An 18726-nucleotide genomic window follows, 5' to 3' on the forward strand; every position below is an offset into this window, starting at 1 on the left:
TACTTGATAAATTGTATTGTACTTAAATTGGATGACACACAAATCGTTATTTAGTCTGTAGTGATGTGCTGTTTAGTAGAATTTTTTTGATTAATAGGCTATCGCTATTTTAAGAATATTTAAGGTTTCAAATAAAAAATTATTGCACTAATTAAGGGTAATAGTTCACAAATTTATTTGATTTATTTCTAATTTTGCAAAAAATTTCCAGCTATTGATAGGTAGTATAGATTATATATCTAAGTGACAGTAATTCAGTATCTTTTCAGTTAGTATGTAAATATCGAGGCAAAGAGTATAGAAAACAAGTGTTTTTTAATCTTTATATAGAATTAACATAAACACAGAATAGTAGATATTTTTTAAATTATATTATGTTAAATAGATAGTATGATACCAGTTTACAAATTTTAAATAATGAAATAATTTTCACAGGTTCAATAGAAGGTGCAAATAATGATTTTTATTTGAAGTATATTTCGGATAATATAAATAAAAACATCTTTAAAAAATATTTTTTTGAATATTAAAAAGATAAGGAGTGAAATGAGTCTTGAAATTTAGATAACGATTGCTTATCGATGTGCATTATTATGCATGAATCTTTATTATTAAATTTAACCAGTAGAGTCATATTAATCAATTCTTTTTTCTATAACAATCTAGATAATTTCTATTATTTGATATTACAAGGTCTTACTGTAAACAAACTATTGTCGTTTTATTTATTCTTGAATAAATAGGAAGCGCTTACTTATAGGTGTTACACATGATAATAAATAAAAATTAAACAAATTTAAGAATAATATATCGTAGTGTCGCAGTAACGATTTTAATAGGGGATTATCAATACTTTGAAGTTTCTAGTTTGGTATTTCAATGGAAATTTTTTTAAAAAGATCAATGAATATACTTAGAAAGAGGAATTATCTTCTGGATTATCATTTGCTAAAACTATAGTATTAATTTCTTCATGATCCAGTATTTCAGTCTTTCTATAAGAAGGTTTATCTAATCAAACTAAAAAAAGATAGTAAAATAAAAATTTCGAAATCACCTTAAAACCTTGAATAATTAGATCTGAGTATATCGAAAAAATGGCTTTGCCGCTTAATAATCAAAAGTGAATGGGATAAGTTGCCTAACAACTAGAGGGCAAGTCAAATAGTTGAGAATAATCGATTAATAACGAGTAGAACACGAAAGAAAAGGTTTTAACTTTAGACGATAGCGGATTTGATGAAGGTCATAATAAAGAAATATCAGAATAAATTAAAATAGATATAGATATATTTAAGAATGTAGATCAAGTCACAGATTCAGTTAAGTTTATTGATGATTTAAATAATAGTTCAGTAGACGAAATAAGTATGCAGAACAACTTTATATTATATTCTTCAATAAAAACTCTTATCAGAGATTTAATTATACAGGAAATAGATCCGAGATTAATTTCGAATCAAATATTTTCACGCTTGGTTCAGTAACTAAACATACAATGCTAATACTAAAAATACTAATGTTAGTAAAACTGGGAGTAAGTTCAACTGCTCTATTATAAGTTCTGAGAACAGCAGTTTTTGAACGAAGTGAAGTGCCTATTGAAGCTGCGAGTTATTTTGACAATTGGAGGTGGATTCTGTCATTTACAGTGAGAGATAAAACTTATCATTCACAGCCTCGACGCTTAACAAAAGTTTCAGGAAAAATTAACGATTATTGTTGAACGTACAAATAAAAAAACTACGTATAGATAGTGAAGAAACTAAAAGTATATCATTGATTTCTAAAGAAATGATGGACCTTATTACTAGTAAGAATATGTAAGGAGTCAGTATTTCTTTGATATTGAGAATACTGCAGGAAAAGCCAATTTTTTGAAGTATCTTAAGCTTTTGGAACTAAATCTATAAATTATTAAACGACTTTCACACGGTGTCTCAGTGTAGTACAAGTAAACGAACAATAAAAACTGTAAAAAGAGACCTTTTCCTATTTTACGAAAGGAGAATATCTATCAATGAAAACTTTGTTTGAGCAATTGATTAGTAAAAAAAAGATTCGGAGATGGTTTAATTTATTGAGTCTATTAGAACAAGATGAACATACAACGCTGAATACGCTTGTAAATCAAACCAATTATACACGGCGAACAATTTTAAATGATGTCCAAGAATTAAAAGCATATTTTGATTGCTCGATTCTTTGGATTGGAGATGAAACTGGTTATCATTTTTCTTTACAAGATCCCAAAACTTATGAACAGAAAAAATGTGCTTTATTAGCCGAAGAACAATTTTTTTTCTTTTTTGACTGCATAGCCAATGGAAAAAAACTATCTAATGCCCAGTGGGTAAAAGAGCTAAACGTGTCAAGTTCCAGTTTTGGTCGGATGAAGCACCAACTCCAATCTTTTTTAACTAAGCAGTACAAAGTTAAGTTAGATGCTAAGAATAACTTTTTTGTGGGGGAAGAAGTGATGATTCGTCAGCTACTCTATGATTTTTATTTTTCGTTGCCGACCTATCCAGAGGTAGCTATAGAAAATAATAAACAGTTACGTAAGATACAAACAAGAGTAAAAAAAGGAGCATGGCAGATAGATGAACAACGAATGAACCAATGGATAGTTATTGCACAATTAAGAATAACACAGCGATACGAGCTAAAAAATAACGAGGAAACTCCGCTCCTAAAGATACTGGTACGAGCATTCGATTCTCAAGTAACAATTTCGTTGCCAAATCAAGAAAAAGCAGCATTATTTCTTTTATCTTTAAAGGAGGAACAGTTTCTTAATCCAATGCTACAAAAGAGGTTTCTGAGAGAATTTTCTCTGTCAAATATCTCTTCTTATATGTTCATACGAACAGATGAAGAACTTGCTTCTCAGTTCCTTAGCACCTACTTATCATTAATGTATCTTTTTTTTCAACTATTGCCCTGTAATAAAAGTAAGGTTATTCATCAAAAAGAGTTCTATTATAAATCTCTCTACGTTACCTATCGATTGACAGGATCCAATGCACTAAAGAGATGGATAAAAAAGGAAGTAGAATCAGAATTACTACAAGCTGGCTGGTTAGTCGTGAACATATCTGCATTTGATAAGACTTCTTATCAACATTTTCTTGAAGTGAGTAATCTCACGGAAATAGATAAGAAGGAAAGAGTCTTACAACTATCTCAGTTCCCCAGAAAGGAAGAGATACAGAAGGCAATCTCCCAATGCTTAGCATAAGTATCATGGCATATTGTAATCAAAGATAAGATATATAATTAACAAAAGGAGGAACGGAATCGATGCGTCAACTCCAATTAGATTTTATGGTAAATTCTATGAGTATTAGATGGATGCAAATTTTAAATAATATTGAAAAAGAACCTAATTTTACGCTTGTTGCATTATCGGAAAGACTTTCTGTATCACAACGGACGCTAGGAAAAGATATTAACAGCATTAGAGAGTATTTTGGAGAACATATTATCTTATCTGCTAAACAAACGGGATATAGATTTGAAGAGGTTAACCATGACTGCTATATGGACCAAAAGGCAGATTTGGTAAAACCAGAGATACTTTTTGCTGTGATTGGTCAGATTTTTAGAGGCGAATTAAAACCTTTTCAAGAATTAGCTCTTGAATATAACTACGGGGAAAGTTCATTCCGACGTTTTTTACTTCGCGCTGAAAAGCCTCTAAAAGCCTATGATTTAAAACTTAGTTTGAACCCTGTCACGTTAGTTGGAGATGAAGAGAATATCAGGAAATTTTTTTATGATTTTTACTACTTGGGCGAATACACAACGCATACGATACAGCCACCCAAAATTATACACTCGTTAATTCTGGAAAATTTATCCGATTATTTAGGCGATTATGAAGTTGGGACTGGGGTATCTGCTACAGAATTTTATTTTTTGGTATATCTTATGATAAACCGAGTCCAACAAGGAAAACTCGTGACCCTTATTTTAAAAAAAAAGCAAAGGATTACAAAAGAAAAGGATTTTATCTTGCTGTATTCTCTTCGAGATGTATTAGCTAACGCATTTAATGTAAATATACCTAAGGATGAGTTTATCTGGCTTTATTTAATACTTGTGACACAGCGCACGATTAATCAGATTGAACAAGAACGACATTTTTACAGCCTATTTAATCAATGGCCTTCAATAAAATCAGTCGCATGGAAGTATTTTTCGAATTCTCAGTTTGAAGGCTGGGATCGTAAGCTTCTCATCGATTTATTATCTTCATTTTTGGCTTCAAAAAGCCTCACCTACACACTTCATCCTATTTGGAATAAGCAATTAGCAGAAGAAAGAGATCAAGCTATTGTGAACCACTCAGAAGCCTATCAAACAAACCGTCAATTTTTACGCCAGCATCAAAAGGTGCTTGGATTAGGTGATCAGTTCTTTGATGATGTCGTTGTCGAATTTACTTTGTTCACTAATCTGTTACTTGGAACTTATTATCCTAAAAAATCTGTTTTATTTTTATTAGCAGGTAATTCTATTGTGGTCCAAACGCTTTACCAACAGGCCAAGCAACGTATAGGACACATTCATCGGATTCAATTACTTCCCTTGCAAGAATTGACGTCAGATCGAATTGATGCTGAGGAAATTGATTTAGTTGTGACGAATTATCGTCCCTATCTCTGGGAGTATTTATTTAAAAAAGATTATTTGTTAGTAAATACGATTCCAAGTGAGAATGATTGGACACGTATAACTAATCAACTAAATCAGCATTTATACTAAATTTTTTCTTTGGAAAAATAGAAAGATATTTCTACATTATTTCAATAATATGGAAAATAAGGAGAATGCCGCATTCTCAGGAAATTATGAATCCAGTCGTAGAAATAGAAATAATTTTAAAAGAAGAAGTAACCTTTAAATAAGATAATTATAAAATTGGAAGTTCAAACTTAAAGCATAATTATAAGAGCAGAATATTTTCTAAACTTGCTTTATAAATAAATTACACAATAGTTTACTAAAAAAGTCTAACATATGCTGATTTAGCAGTAACTTATGATTAAAAAGAAGACATTGTAGTACTCTTTGTGAATAAACTTATCACTATTATGATGTGCTAAGACAATTATAAATAAAAAATTATTTCTCGATTTTATTTGAACGTATTTACAATTTTTAAAATACTCAGATGTGAGAGAAATCTTTATAGATATTTTTTTAACTTCCTTATATTACGAAAATAATGGATTTTAATTAATGAAAATTTTAGATAAAGTATCAGTTGCAGAGAGGATATATCTAAAAACCGTTCTGTAAACATACAACCAAAATATGATGGGTTATATATCGGTTTGTAAAAGGGGGAGGGAAATGAAAAATGAAAAAAAGCTTGTTAACAACAGTATATTGTTACTACTATACGTGCCATATAGTGTAGAAGCCGCCTCGGTTCAGTCGACTGTGTCTGAAGGATCAATTCAATTCTCAGGAAATTACGAGCCCATTGGTACACCAGATCCACCACCGGTTTTAATCACCCAAACAGGTGGTAAGCTGCCACAAACAAACACTGTTATGCAAAATCACTCACTGATTTTAATAGGTTGGTTAATCATTATTCTAGTTGTTATTATCGGTGTAAAAATAAAACTAAGAAAACCCAAAATAAAAATTGAAAGAGGAAATCACATATGAAATTTAATCGATTAGTAAGTATTGCTGCATTATCTACGACCATTTTAGTTGGGGGCGTTCAAGCTTTTGCTGATGGAGAATCGGAAGAAACAAGCGAAGTCCGTAAAACGACAACCAATGGGCAAATCACATTCACTCCAGGGAATGATGATACGGAAGTGGATAAACTACCCGAAGGACCAGATGTAGAAATTCCACCTATTACAGGACCGGGTGGTCAAAACAAAGGACCGTTAACAATCGCGACAGTTCCAACGATGAACTTTGGCTCACAAATTATCTCAACTACTGATAAAAATTATAACATGATTGCTGAAAGACAACAAAAGGCAGGAACAACGGGCGAAGAAAATAAAGTGCCTTATGTGAGCTTGGCACAAGTCCAAGACACACGTGGTACGAATAAAGGATGGAAACTAACAGTTAGCTTATCTGAATTTGAGGGACCAAAGGATACACAAAATTCCATACTTAAAGGCGCGAAAATCACCTTATTTAATCCAGAACTAATTTATAGCGTTGAAGACCCTGAACAAAAACCTGAGGTACATGCTACTGGCCTGGAGCTTTTACCTGGGGAAAAGGCTGTGCCAGTGATGACAGCGGCTGCTAAAAAAGGTGCAGGATCAACTTCCGTTGTTTGGGGGAACCATGCTGTCATTGCACAACAAGTCACAGCGGGGGCGGACATAGTAGAAAATGATGCGATTAAACTATTTATTCCAGGTTCAACCGCGAAAGATGCCGTGACGTATCGCTCCACACTGACATGGGAATTAACTACAACCCCAGATAATCCAGATCCTGAGAGTATAGAAGTCTAAAAAAAAAATTTGTTTAACAAATGAAAAACCAACAGCATCACAGCACCTTGTAACGTTACCTTTTAAGAAAGGATTCATAGAATGAAACCTACAAAAAAGAACGATAGACACCTGTGGGTACTCGCTATTCTCTTCTTTTTCTTTCCAACGTCAGTTCAAGCAGAAGAAACGGCGCTAAATATTTATGCCATACCACTTTTTCCAGATAGCCAAGTAGATGAGGACAAAGGCTATTACGATTTGAATCTAGCCGCGAATCAAAAAGAAACCTTGCGCTTGGAGATTGGGAACACGAGTGCAGAACCCATAAGGGTTCAGGTGACCCCGCACACAGCGTATACCAACGTGTTAGGAAACGTCGAATACGGCAAAAATGCCAAAGAAGCGGATCCAACCTTAACCTATTCCTTAGATGAGCTGATAACGCCTTCCGGTGTCATTGAATTAGCTGGAAATGAAAAGAAGATGGTTGAGCTTCCCTTACAGATGCCAGAAGAAGCCTTTGACGGCTTTTTGGCCGGAGGCTTACGCATTGCCGAACTAAAAGAGGAAACAGAAGAAGCCGATGAAACCACAGGGGAAGGCGTGGCCATTGAGAATGAATTTGCCTATGTGGTTGGTGTGGTCGTCAGTAATAACAGAAACTCGGTGCAACCGGAGTTGGAACTGTTAGACGTGTTTGCGGATCAATTGAATTACCGCAATGTGATCAGTGCCACCTTACAAAACTTCACGCCCACCTTTGTCAATCAATTAGCGGTGGAAGCCACCGTGAAACGAGCAGGGGAGAACGATGTTCTGTATAAGGGCGAGAAAAAAATGATGCAGATGGCACCCAATTCTAATTTCAACTTCCCAATCCCCTTAGAAGGGAAACGTTTTCGAAGTGGTAGCTATGTCTTAGTATTAACAGCTGCTTCTGGAGAAAATGAATGGTCATGGACGCGTGAGTTTACGATTGAAGCCGATGAAGCCCGCAAGTTAAATCGAGAAGACGTAATGATTGATTCAAGTATCAATTGGTGGATAATCGGCGCGATTATTTTGCTTATTTTAATGCTTAGATTGGTGTTTTACCTGATCAGACAGAAGAAAAGAGCACGCGAAAGCGAAAAAGAAGGGTAGGGAGGAGGATTCCATGAAAAAGCTCATGAAAAAAGGGATGCTCATTTTAGGGGCGGTGATTCTAGTTCTGCATGCATTCCTCCTACCAGTAGGCATCGTCTATGCAGAAACTACGGAGAAGAGAGAAGAAGTGCAAGTACAGGAAGAAGAACAGTTGGAACTTCCAGCCATGAAAAACTATCTAGAAGCGGAAGAAAAAAGCGAACCTCGCTTTTCCTTTCCTCGTTCTCGCATGCAGGGAACGGTTGAAGCACCATTGAAAGTGATCTTTTATTCAGATCAAGAGGTGTCAGAGGCAAGGATTACCCTACCGAAGGAAGCCAAGCTGGTAAAAGACCAGTTACAAGTTGGGGTTATCGTCGAACAAGAAGAACAATCACGTACATGGGTGATTCAAGCAGAGCGTGCACAACAAACGTTTGTACTTCCTGTGGTATTTGAATCTGAAGGCAACTATGAGGTGTCGGTCGAAAAAGCAACTGCGACCCTTGAAATATCGAAAAAGGAAGAACCGGAGGCTGAAGATCAATCAGAAATGAATCAGGATTCGTCTGATGAAGCAAATGAAGAGACGAATACAACGAAACAATCAGAAGAAAAAGAAGCGCCTGTAGCAACCGAAGAATCGAATGAAGAATCAATTCCTTCTAAGAACAAAAAATTCGAAAAGAAAGTCTTTGAAGGAAATACGGCAGAAGTCGCAACAATGGTCGCATTTAGAGAAGCAGTTGCAAATCCTGAAGTCGGTATTATCTCTGTTCAAGCAAATTTAACTGAAACTACAGCAAATATCATGACGATCGGTCGACCAATCAAGATACAAGGAAACGGTCATACGCTGACTTTTGGTAACAATAGTTTTTATTTTCAATTAGCAGAAGTGAGTGAACCAACGACCTTTCGGATAGAGGACGCAACAATTACAAAGACTGGCGCTACTCCTTTAGTCAATGCAACAACACAAGTTAGTCGCAATTGGGTATTAGAAATAGAAGATGTAGCAGAAATCAACGCAAATACGATGCGACTTTCTTCTATGCCAGAAGGAACGATTATTTTTACAGGTGGGAACTCCAATTTTACGCGGATAATTTCTTCTGCGGCTTTTATTGAAGCAAAAGAAGTCAAAGCTGTAAATCAAGCACAGGTGACAATTAGCCGAGGTAATATGACTATCTTCTTTTCTTCAGCCCTAGTATCAACGCCAAAAATTGTAGTAGAAGCTGGCTCAGCAATTACGATTATGACAACTAGTGGGACGGCAAATACGATCGATTTAAGAGGAGAACAATCCGAAATAGCTTTACAAACAAATGGAAAGTTATCTATAAGTACGTTTGGGACTCCAACAACTCCGAGCAATACAACAAATAATGCTATTATACTCAGCGGTGCAAATCCTAAAATTTCTATTAATTCAGCTAGTAAGCTGACGGTTACAAGCACGGCTGCTAAAAGAGGCCTATATCTATCTGGAAATAATCCTAAAATAATAGTTGTTGATTCAGAATTATCTGTGACCTCTGCTACACACGCAGCAATTAGTCTGATAGGTAGTGAGCCATTGTTTTCGGCCACTAAAAGTAATAGTGACATTCGCTCAACAACAGGAGCGACACTTGCCTTGGCTGGAGACTCACCTAAAGTTGATTATGAGGGTGGGACCGGGAGTTTTACAAGTACTACAGGGCAACGACTAAACTTAATTGGCGATAATCCACAGTTGTCATTAAATCAGGCACAATTTTTTCTGACAGCTACTACAGGTCGAGGTGTCTACCTAGAAGGAATAGTTCCACAGATACTAATGAATGAGAGTAGCATTGAAATGACGGATACTGATCCCTCTCAAGCAATGATTTTACAAGGAACAGATGCGTTACTTTCTTTGAGAAATAAAAGTGAGATGTCCATCAATGGTGGTGGAACTGGGACGTTAGAAAACATTGCAATAGGAGACAATAATGCGCGTCCAGAGCTTTCCGTTACAGGTGGCTCAAAGTTGTCCGTTACAACATCCAGTGCTACTCGATCTCCGACAGACACTTTAAATAATGCTATTCATTTAAGAGGAGTAGAACCAAAAATAAATATTACCAGTGGGTCAGAGCTCAAAGTTTCCGTAACTTCTAATGCACGCCGCGGGCTATATTTAAACGGTACAAATGCGGAAATTAATTTAAATGACAGTCACTTAGATATAAATACAATATCCGGTCGAGCACTCAATCTCAATGGAGAAAGTAGCACGCTAAATGCTAATAAATCAAATCTAAAGCTTAATACTACAGAGGGTGCAGGTATATCTCTATCTGGACACAATGCTGTAGTTAATGCGCAATCTAGCCTTATAGATTTTAGTGGGGCAACTGGTTATGGAGTAGAAATCGTGGGTAACAAACCCAAATTCCTTTCATCTGATAGTGAAATCAACATCAAAAATATGAGGTCAGCCAATGGAGTAACATTGAATGGGCAAAATTCTTTTTTAGAATTGACTAATAACAGTCAAATGTCTATAGATGGAGGAAACGGCATACATGAAAATATCTTAATCGGAAATGGGAATGCTAATCCATCATTAAAGGTAACTGATAACTCAAACCTATCGATTAGAGCACAGAGTACCTCAAACACTGCAGCAATTGACAATAATAACTCCATCCGAATAGCTGGAGCCTCACCAATATTAGAGGTCTCAAAAAATTCTAAAATATCCATTGATGTTTTATCGGGTGGGCCTAGAAGTATTTTTATGAATGGGGAGTCTGCCGATTTAAAAGTGGAGAATAATTCTGAAATTATCAGTAAGAATTTATATGGTACTTCTATTGGAATGAGCACGACTAATGCGCAGCTTACAGTAGATAATTTTTCGAAAATAGATATTGAGAGTTCTGCGAGAAGAAACAATTCTTTGATTGACATTACTACGGGGTCAAATGATGTTTATATAAGAAATAATTCATCTATTGCTAGCAAGCACGTAGAGTTTGATAATCCTGGTACTAATACTCGAGCACTATCTATGAGTGGTTCTAACAATAATATTATTATTACAAGTGGTGGAAATCTCCACTTAAATAATAGGCATTATACCAATCGTCCTAATAGTGGCTCTGTTTCATCAAATTATTCTACTATTTATCTTGGGAATGGAGAGAATAATTTTAGTATCGATAATAATAGCGCAGATAGAGCTAGGTCACAATTACGTTTAACGAATGATTATGCAGCAGCTTTGTATTCTGACGGTGGAAATCTAAAATTTAATCAAAAAGCGGATACTATTTTTTATGCTGAAGGCTCTTCAATTAATACTCGTGAATGGGGGGTTTTCGTAGCCCAAGACACTATGGAATTCAATGTACACTCCCCGTACTATTTTGATTTTAAAAACGTCAGGAAAGATGGAGGTGATATTTTCGGAACTAAAAATGGATCTAGCTTAAATATAACAGATACTTTTTTTTCCGCATGGGCCACAGGAAGTAAGTTTGATGATAATCCCAAAATAGGTTTCTTTGAAAAAATTGATGTCGCTTATGAAGGAAGAGATTTTGTTTCCGCATCTTCGAGTAATAATCTGAACCTAACAGACTCTTTACCTGGACTATCTGGAAGAGTATCCAGAATATCTGCTAATAATTCAGCTCCTATTTTAGACGGAGTTAGGCAACCAACCAATGCAGATAAATCATTTATAGCTGAGTTTTCTTATAAAGAAGGATTAGATGATATAAGGGAAGCTGGTACGGATGAAATTACTGTCGAAATAAAAGTAACGGATCCAGACAATAATTCTAATAATTATACGGCTTCTACGGTGGGGAACGAATCACCGATTCAAACATGGGAAGAAAAAGAAAATAATACTCCCGGAAAAGCTGGAAGAGTATCTTTTGAATTTGGAAATCTCCTCAAAGAAGGTACGATTATTGAGTTTGTATCAATAAGTAGAGGAATGAAAGAGGGAGGGATATCCCTATCACAAGAAGAATTGGAAAAGATCCGTCCAATAACGGTTATGAATGTAACTCCACCAGAGTTAGTTGATTTTGGCCACTTTATAGAGTTAACCACTGAGACCACTTCCATTCAGGCATTTCCAAATCATATAAACATTCCTGGAAATAATGCGTTGTTGTATATTAATAATCAGCATATAGCGACACAGAAAGTAGGAAATGATGGTAGTTTTTCTTTCGAACTAAACACTAAACTAAATGAAAGTGACAAAGTGCAAGTTTTGATGGAAGATAATCAGGGGGGCATAATCGATAGTTATAGTACTATAACTAGTGTTTTTAAAAGACCAGAAACTAATAATGATAATGGAAATAGAAACCCTCAAATAGAGGATTATAAATATCATGATGCAGTTTTTCCAAGTGCTAAAACTTATATTGTTGAGCTAGCAAGTAAAGTCTCACCTGTTGATCCATTGAGCCCTGGAATAAAAGTAGAACCAGAAAATCCACCAGTTCTTTCTGAAAATCAGGGGAAATTAAGTATAGATTTTGTCTCTAGGTTTACCTTTGGCCAACAAGGTATTTCTACAAGAACGCAGAACTACTATGCTCAACCACAACGATTATTGAATGAGGACGGGATCATCGATGAGAAGGAAGAACGACCAAATTATGTTCAAATAAGTGATCGACGGCCAGGAGACACACGTAACGGTTGGGTATTGTCAGTGACCCAAAACGGACAGTTCTCAGATCCAAATGATCATAAATTAAAGGGAGCTAGTTTACAGTTGACCAATCAACAGTTGGCATCTATCCAAGAGACAGGGGAACCTGAATTAAATGAGACTGACAGAGTCATATTACTTCCTGGAGTCAAGACAAAATTATTGACAGCCAAAGATGGTCAAGGTGCAGAAACTTGGATCTATCGGTTTGGGGATAGAAAAAATGCTGGGGAAAGTGTCGTTCTTGAAGTGCCACCAATAGCTGCTCCGAAAGCGACCACTTACCAAACGACTTTAACCTGGGAATTAAGTATTGTACCCGATAATTAATAAGTTAGGAGAAGAGCTTCGGCTCTTTTTCTTTTTTAGGAAAGCGAATACTCAATAACTACTATCTATAATGAAGAACTAAATCGAAAAAGCTATGATACATACTTATAAACTAAGAACTATATTTTACGAGAACATAAATAGTTTTGTGAGTAAATTACATTATAAAACTGACTGATATGGATATAAAATTATCAAGATAGATACATGGTTTTCATCAAGTCGAATTTGTTCAAAATGTGGTATAAAAATGCCAAGAAAATGCTCAATATTCTTTAGAAAAATGGATTCCCTCTTAGTTATATGTATTGTATATAACAGTTAGTTTATTTTATTTGGAAATCTAAGTAAGTCCAGTTAATTCTATAAATTATAATATTGTCCTTTATGCCGTTATTATATAATTCCGCCTTTTTAAAAAAAAATTACTCCAGAGATAAAATAGCAACCTTCTTATTTAGAATGTCATGCAAATTTGACAATTTGAAATCTCTTTGATAGCATTGTTATTCAAAATGAATTTCGGAGGTGTGATAATATTGTCAGATAGTTCGGACGAAAGCGATTCGACGGTATTTCTTATAGTTCCTTATTATTTAAAAGAATAGTTTTATATTAGCGCGTTGCCATGTTGAAATGGTAAGGTGCCTATTTGTGTATAAAAAATTCTATGAATATGAGGAGTATTAAATGTATAATTTTGACTATCTATTAACAATATCTGAAATTAAAAAAAAATATGGGCTAGATGATTTAGAACAAGGACTAGATAAAGTAAATGCCTCCCAGAGATTAAAAGAAAACGGTCCAAATAAATTAAAAAATAAAAAAACACCTAAATGGAAGTTATTAATCAGGCAGTTTAACAATATGATTATATATATATTAATTTTTTCAGCATTATTGACTTTCTTTATGGGGCACTATTCAGATGGTGTAATCATCGGGATAGTTGTTGTTATTAATGCATTGATAGGATATTATCAAGAGTCTAATGCATCAGATGCATTAGAAAGAATTAAGGAAATGCTGTCTTCTGACACAACAGTTTACAGAGGCGGGAAAAGAATAGATATCCCCGCTGAGGAACTAGTCATTGGAGATGTTGTTTTCTTAGAAGCTGGCGATAACATACCAGCAGATTTAAGAATTGTTAATACTGACAACCTAAGAATTCAAGAGTCTGCCTTGACTGGTGAAGCAGATTCGGTTGAAAAAATATCAGAAGCTTTATTGAATGGAAAAACACCATTAGCTGAGCGTTTTAATATAGCATATGCTTCAACCTTAGTAACCAATGGAAGTGGTTTAGGTGTGGTGATTGCAACTGGCGACAATACGGAGATAGGTAAAATTTCAAGGGAAGTGAATGATGTAAGTGAAAGAAAAACTCCTTTGATGCAAGAAATTGATAGATTAGGCAAAGGAATTACCTATGTGATAATGGGCGTAGCTATCTTTCTATTTGTATTCAGCCTGTTTTTTAAAACATATTCATTATCAGTTTTATCTTTAGCAGTAGTTACAATGATCGTAGGATCTATTCCAGAAGGTTTACCAGCTACGACATCTGTAGTTTTAGCGAATGGTGTTAGTGATATGGCAAAAAACAAACATACGATAGTTAAGACTTTGCCTGCAGTAGAAACACTTGGATCTGTAGATGTAATTGCTACCGACAAAACAGGAACATTAACTAAAAATGAAATGACTGTGACAGATATTTTAATCGATGAGAGCTATTTTCAAGTATCCGGAAATGGATATGAACCTGAAGGTAATATTATGGAGAATGGATCACCAGCGGAACTAACACCACGTTTGAAATTATTTTTGGAAGCCGGATTCGAGGCTAACGATACTGTATTAACTCATAATAATGGTATTTGGGGGATTAACGGAGAACCAACAGACGGAGCGTTTTTAACCCTATATCACAAAATATTCCCGTACAATCAACATCCTGATTTCAAAGAACTTGACATGTTGCCCTTTGATTCTGATTACCGTTATATAGCAAAATTAGTAGAAAATAAAAAAGGAGAGCATCTTCTCTTCATCAAAGGTTCTCCAGATAAATTATTTCCTATGTCTCAATCGATAGAAGAGGATTTTCCATTAGAAAAATGGAACCATCTTGTCCAAGACTTGTCTGAACAAGGCAAACGAGTAGTCGCAGTTGGGTATAAGAAAGTTCCATCTAGTATAGATGAAGTAACACATGATTTATTGCTTGAGGGAATTCATCTTATCGGTTTAGCAGGAATTATAGATCCACCTCGTGAAGAAGTCATTGGTTCATTAGCAGACATGAGAAAAGCAGGTGTTGATGTAAAAATGATTACTGGTGATCATCCATTAACAGCTAAAACCATTGCTGAAAAATTAGGATTAGCATCAGAAATTAATGTTATTACAGGTACGGAAATCGATGAATTATCACCTGAACAATTGGAAAATATTGTTTTAAATCATCAAGTTTTTGCTCGTACTACACCAAAGAATAAATTAGAAATAGTGGAGGCACTTCAGAAAAACGGAAAAGTAACTGCGATGACAGGAGACGGAGTGAATGATGCGTCTGCTTTAAAAAGAGCTGATATTGGTGTAGCAATGGGTGTTAAAGGAACAGATGTTGCGAAAGACTCCGCAGATATGATTTTGACAAATGATAATTTTTCAACAATGTCTGTTGCTATTCTAGAGGGTCGTAGAATTTATGACAATATCAAAAAGAGTATTTTATTTTTATTACCCACATCTTTTGCAGAGGGTTTAATTATTGCATTTACTATTATGATGCAAAGAGAACTACCTTTACAACCAACCCAGTTATTATGGATAAATATGGTTTCGGCTATTACGATTCAATTTGCGTTCATATTTGAACCTGCAGAATCAGGAATTATGAATAGAAAACCAAGAAAAACAGGTGGTTCATTACTAAACCGCCATGATATTTTTCAGATGGCATACGTATCAGTGATAATCGCGTTAATTAGTTTATTTTCTTATGAATGGCTAATTAGCGAAGGAGCTAATCAAGCAACAGCCAGTACAATGATGGTGAATATCATTGTCATGTGTAAAATTTTCTATTTATTTAATATTAGAACTGCCAAATCAGCTTTCTCAAAAGATTTTTTTTCAAATCCGATGGCGTTTATTATTATTGGGATTATGTTGGCGTTCCAAGTGGTTCTTACGTACGTTCCGTTCATGCAAGTAGCTTTTTATACAGAAGGACTGACGCCTTTAGAATGGGGGGGAACAATTCTTGCAGGAATATGCGTGTTACTGATTGCTGAAATTGATAAAGGAATTAGAATTTGGAAGACAAAATCAATCAAAATCAGTGAAAAATAATAAATAAAAATGTAGTGAGTCTCTTAAGTTAGACGCAAAGATCTAATTTAAGAGATATCTGTAGGAAATTAGAAATTTCACTATGATAAAGTACGTCATGCTGAAATTCAATATATGGACAAGTGAAGGAATCTATGAATATAGGTGTGCATTACTAATCGCGTTAAATTAAGGAATGAAAGGAACATATAATCTAAAATGCAAGATAGTAAAATCAAAAAAACACAAGAAATATTAGTGAGTTCAATTAAAAGAATTTCGCCATTAATCAATCGAAGCAGAAATAAACTTCGATTGATTATTTTTTGTTCTGAATTGATTTTGGCAAACTAAGCCCTAGATCAAGGAAAAATATTCATGGGAATTTAGAAAGTTATGGTAATCATAAGCGACTCGTTGGATGCTTTTTTTATTACATTAGTAATTTTTATAGTTCAGTCATTGTATAATAGTCTCTACTCATATCTATTCTATAAATATATTATTGGTAATTATGAGTTTTTTATTAGAAAACTTATTGGAGGAATTATATGACTAGAAAAATTTACGGCTATGCCCGGGTTTCAACTAAACAGCAAGATCTTTCGCGGCAATTAGATTTATTAGAAACTTATCGCTGTGAAAAAATCTATACTGAAAAAATTAGTGGTGTCCGTGCAAGTCGTCCTGAACTAAATAAACTAAAAAAACGTGTAAATTCCGGTGATCAAATAGTTATTGAGAGCTTCTCACGGTTTGGTCGTAGCACAAAAGATTTAATTAACCTTGTTTATTTTTTTGAAAAAAAAGGAGTTAAAATAATCAGTATAAAAGAAAATTTTGATACTCAAACTCCTCAGGGAAAATTAATGATCACTGTTTTCCAAGCTTTTAGTCAATTTGAACGAGATATTATTGTTGAAAGGACCCTTGAAGGATTAAACTCTGCACGTGCAAGAGGTAAGGTTGGTGGCCGGCCAAAGGTAGATCAAGACGTTCTTCAAGAATCACTCTCATTACACCTTACAAAAGGATTATCTGTCTCAGAAGTTTGTAAAAAAACTGGGATTAAACAATCAACTTTTTATCGCTATTTAAAACTAGAGAGGAATCTTTCTGAATTGAGTTAGTTCTTATGGCCCCAGTATTTTTTAAGTGACCAAAGAAATATATCACTTTATTTTGAAAAATATTTCTGGTATAGTATGATGTAAGTATAAGCCATGTATAATAGGTATTGGCTTAACTTTTATTTCTCAAAAACCTTCGTTTTTAGTAATTTAAATTCGTTATTTATCATTATAAATAGGAAACCTAATCTAATCACTTTTTCAAGACATCTTATGGTATCAGATGTCTTTTTTTGTGCTGTCCTTAAAACGAAGATTTTTGAGACATCTAAGAATATAGGAGGAGGGGTATGAAACACTTAAAAAGATGCATAGTAAGTATAGGTATAGTATTGATTCAAGTTTATGCACCACTAGTTGTTCATGGGACAGAAGTACACTCGGTGGAAACTGAAGGAACAATTGGTTTTACTGGGGTATATGAAACACCAGGAATACCAGAGCCAGCACCAGAAGTTGAGGTAAAACCAAGCTTTCCCAAAGAAATTGTTCAATCACCATCAGAAGTGCGAAAGAGTGAACATAAAAAATTCCCTCAAACGAACGAGAGTCAGATGAGTGCTTGGAAAATATTGGGCATTCTGATCATCGTAGTCATACTTGGCTTTTGGTTTTGGAAAAAACAAAAAGAAAAAAACAATCAAAGAAAGTAGGATTTAAATATATGAAATTCGTTAGATTAGCAACCATTGCAGCATTATCAACTACTATTTTCGCCGGAGGAGCGGTTTCTGCGTTTGCCGACGAGACTCGTCAAGTGACGACCAACGGAAATATCGAGTTTACACCTAGTACAGACGAACCAGAAATCGTTGTTCCACCAGTAGAAGAACCAGATGTAGAGATTGGACCAGAAGTACCCGGAACCACGGGTCCTTTGTCAATTGTAAAGGCTGCGACAATGAATTTTGGTTCACAAGTGATTTCAAATCAAGATCAAACGTACAATATGATTGCAGAAAGACAACAGAAGACCGGAACGACTGGTGATGAGAATAAAGTTCCTTATGTCAGTTTTGCACAAGTTTCTGATACTAGAGGAAGCAATGCAGGTTGGGATTTGAAAGTCAGTCTAAGTGACTTTCAAGCGGAAAATACGCAAAATGCTATCTTGCGAGGAGCCAAAGTTACTTTAAAGGATCCACAAATTCAATACACGGGGAATAATCAAGAGTTAGCTCCAGCTGCACATGCAAATAATTTGGAATTGGTGCCTAATAGTGGTGCTGTTTCAGTTATGACCGCTGAATCAAACAAAGGAGCGGGACGCTCATCTGTTGTTTGGGGAAATCAAGCAGACTTAGATGCCCAAGTTGAGGCAAATGCAAGTGCGCCTGTGACAAACAATGCCATTCAATTATCTGTACCTGGCGCGTCAGCCAAAGACGCGACCACTTATACCTCAACATTGACATGGGAATTAACGACTACACCAGGTAGCGATGTAGGAGCCTAATAGATTTATGTATCTAATGATGGATTAGGGCGTAAGTCGCACATGACTAAAGTAGCGTTACATAATGTGTAGCGCTGCTTTTTTGAATGAAACATCGAAGGAGTGTGTTTGATGATAAAAAGTACGACATAT

10 protein-coding genes are annotated in these 18726 nt (G+C 35.0%); all 10 read left to right on the forward strand.

The window, feature by feature from the left end; genetic code table 11:
* The first annotated feature begins 2020 nt into the window (after positions 1–2020).
* The 10 genes from IGJ00_RS15740 to IGJ00_RS15785 all read left to right on the forward strand — a co-directional run bounded on the left by IGJ00_RS15740 (position 2021) and on the right by IGJ00_RS15785 (position 18594).
* Complete coding sequence (locus IGJ00_RS15740; protein ID WP_438844638.1) at positions 2021–3241, forward strand: helix-turn-helix domain-containing protein; 1221 nt, start codon at positions 2021–2023, stop codon at positions 3239–3241.
* Between the two features lie 62 nt (positions 3242–3303).
* Positions 3304–4770 carry a helix-turn-helix domain-containing protein gene (locus tag IGJ00_RS15745; RefSeq protein WP_438844639.1) on the forward strand — a complete coding sequence of 489 codons (1467 nt, stop codon included), beginning with the start codon at positions 3304–3306 and terminating at the stop codon, positions 4768–4770.
* Positions 4771–5361: 591 nt separating this feature from the next.
* Entirely contained in the window at positions 5362–5685 is a 324-nt protein-coding gene (locus IGJ00_RS15750; protein WP_438844640.1) for an LPXTG cell wall anchor domain-containing protein, read from the forward strand.
* A complete protein-coding gene (locus tag IGJ00_RS15755; RefSeq protein WP_438844641.1) occupies positions 5682–6509 on the forward strand; it encodes a WxL domain-containing protein in 828 nt (275 codons plus the stop codon). Before IGJ00_RS15750 ends, IGJ00_RS15755 begins: the two co-directional genes overlap by 4 nt.
* Before the next feature lie 81 nt (positions 6510–6590).
* Positions 6591–7634 (forward strand): DUF916 and DUF3324 domain-containing protein, encoded by a 1044-nt coding sequence (locus IGJ00_RS15760; protein ID WP_438844642.1) that lies wholly within the window; start codon positions 6591–6593, stop codon positions 7632–7634.
* A 13-nt stretch (positions 7635–7647) separates the two neighbouring features.
* The gene (locus IGJ00_RS15765) at positions 7648–12663 is read left to right on the forward strand and encodes a WxL domain-containing protein (RefSeq protein ID WP_438844643.1); all 5016 of its coding nucleotides are present in this window, start codon (positions 7648–7650) and stop codon (positions 12661–12663) included.
* A 690-nt stretch (positions 12664–13353) separates the two neighbouring features.
* The gene (locus tag IGJ00_RS15770) at positions 13354–16029 is read left to right on the forward strand and encodes an HAD-IC family P-type ATPase (protein WP_438844644.1); all 2676 of its coding nucleotides are present in this window, start codon (positions 13354–13356) and stop codon (positions 16027–16029) included.
* Positions 16030–16559: 530 nt separating this feature from the next.
* Entirely contained in the window at positions 16560–17138 is a 579-nt protein-coding gene (locus IGJ00_RS15775; RefSeq protein WP_438844645.1) for a recombinase family protein, read from the forward strand.
* 290 nt (positions 17139–17428) lie between these two features.
* Positions 17429–17791 carry an LPXTG cell wall anchor domain-containing protein gene (locus tag IGJ00_RS15780; RefSeq protein WP_438844646.1) on the forward strand — a complete coding sequence of 121 codons (363 nt, stop codon included), beginning with the start codon at positions 17429–17431 and terminating at the stop codon, positions 17789–17791.
* A gap of 11 nt (positions 17792–17802) precedes the next feature.
* Entirely contained in the window at positions 17803–18594 is a 792-nt protein-coding gene (locus IGJ00_RS15785; RefSeq protein ID WP_438844647.1) for a WxL domain-containing protein, read from the forward strand.
* The last annotated feature ends 132 nt before the right edge of the window (positions 18595–18726 follow it).

The organism is Enterococcus sp. AZ062, from assembly GCF_051715065.1.
GTDB classification, from domain to species: Bacteria; Bacillota; Bacilli; order Lactobacillales; family Enterococcaceae; genus Enterococcus_B; species Enterococcus_B mundtii.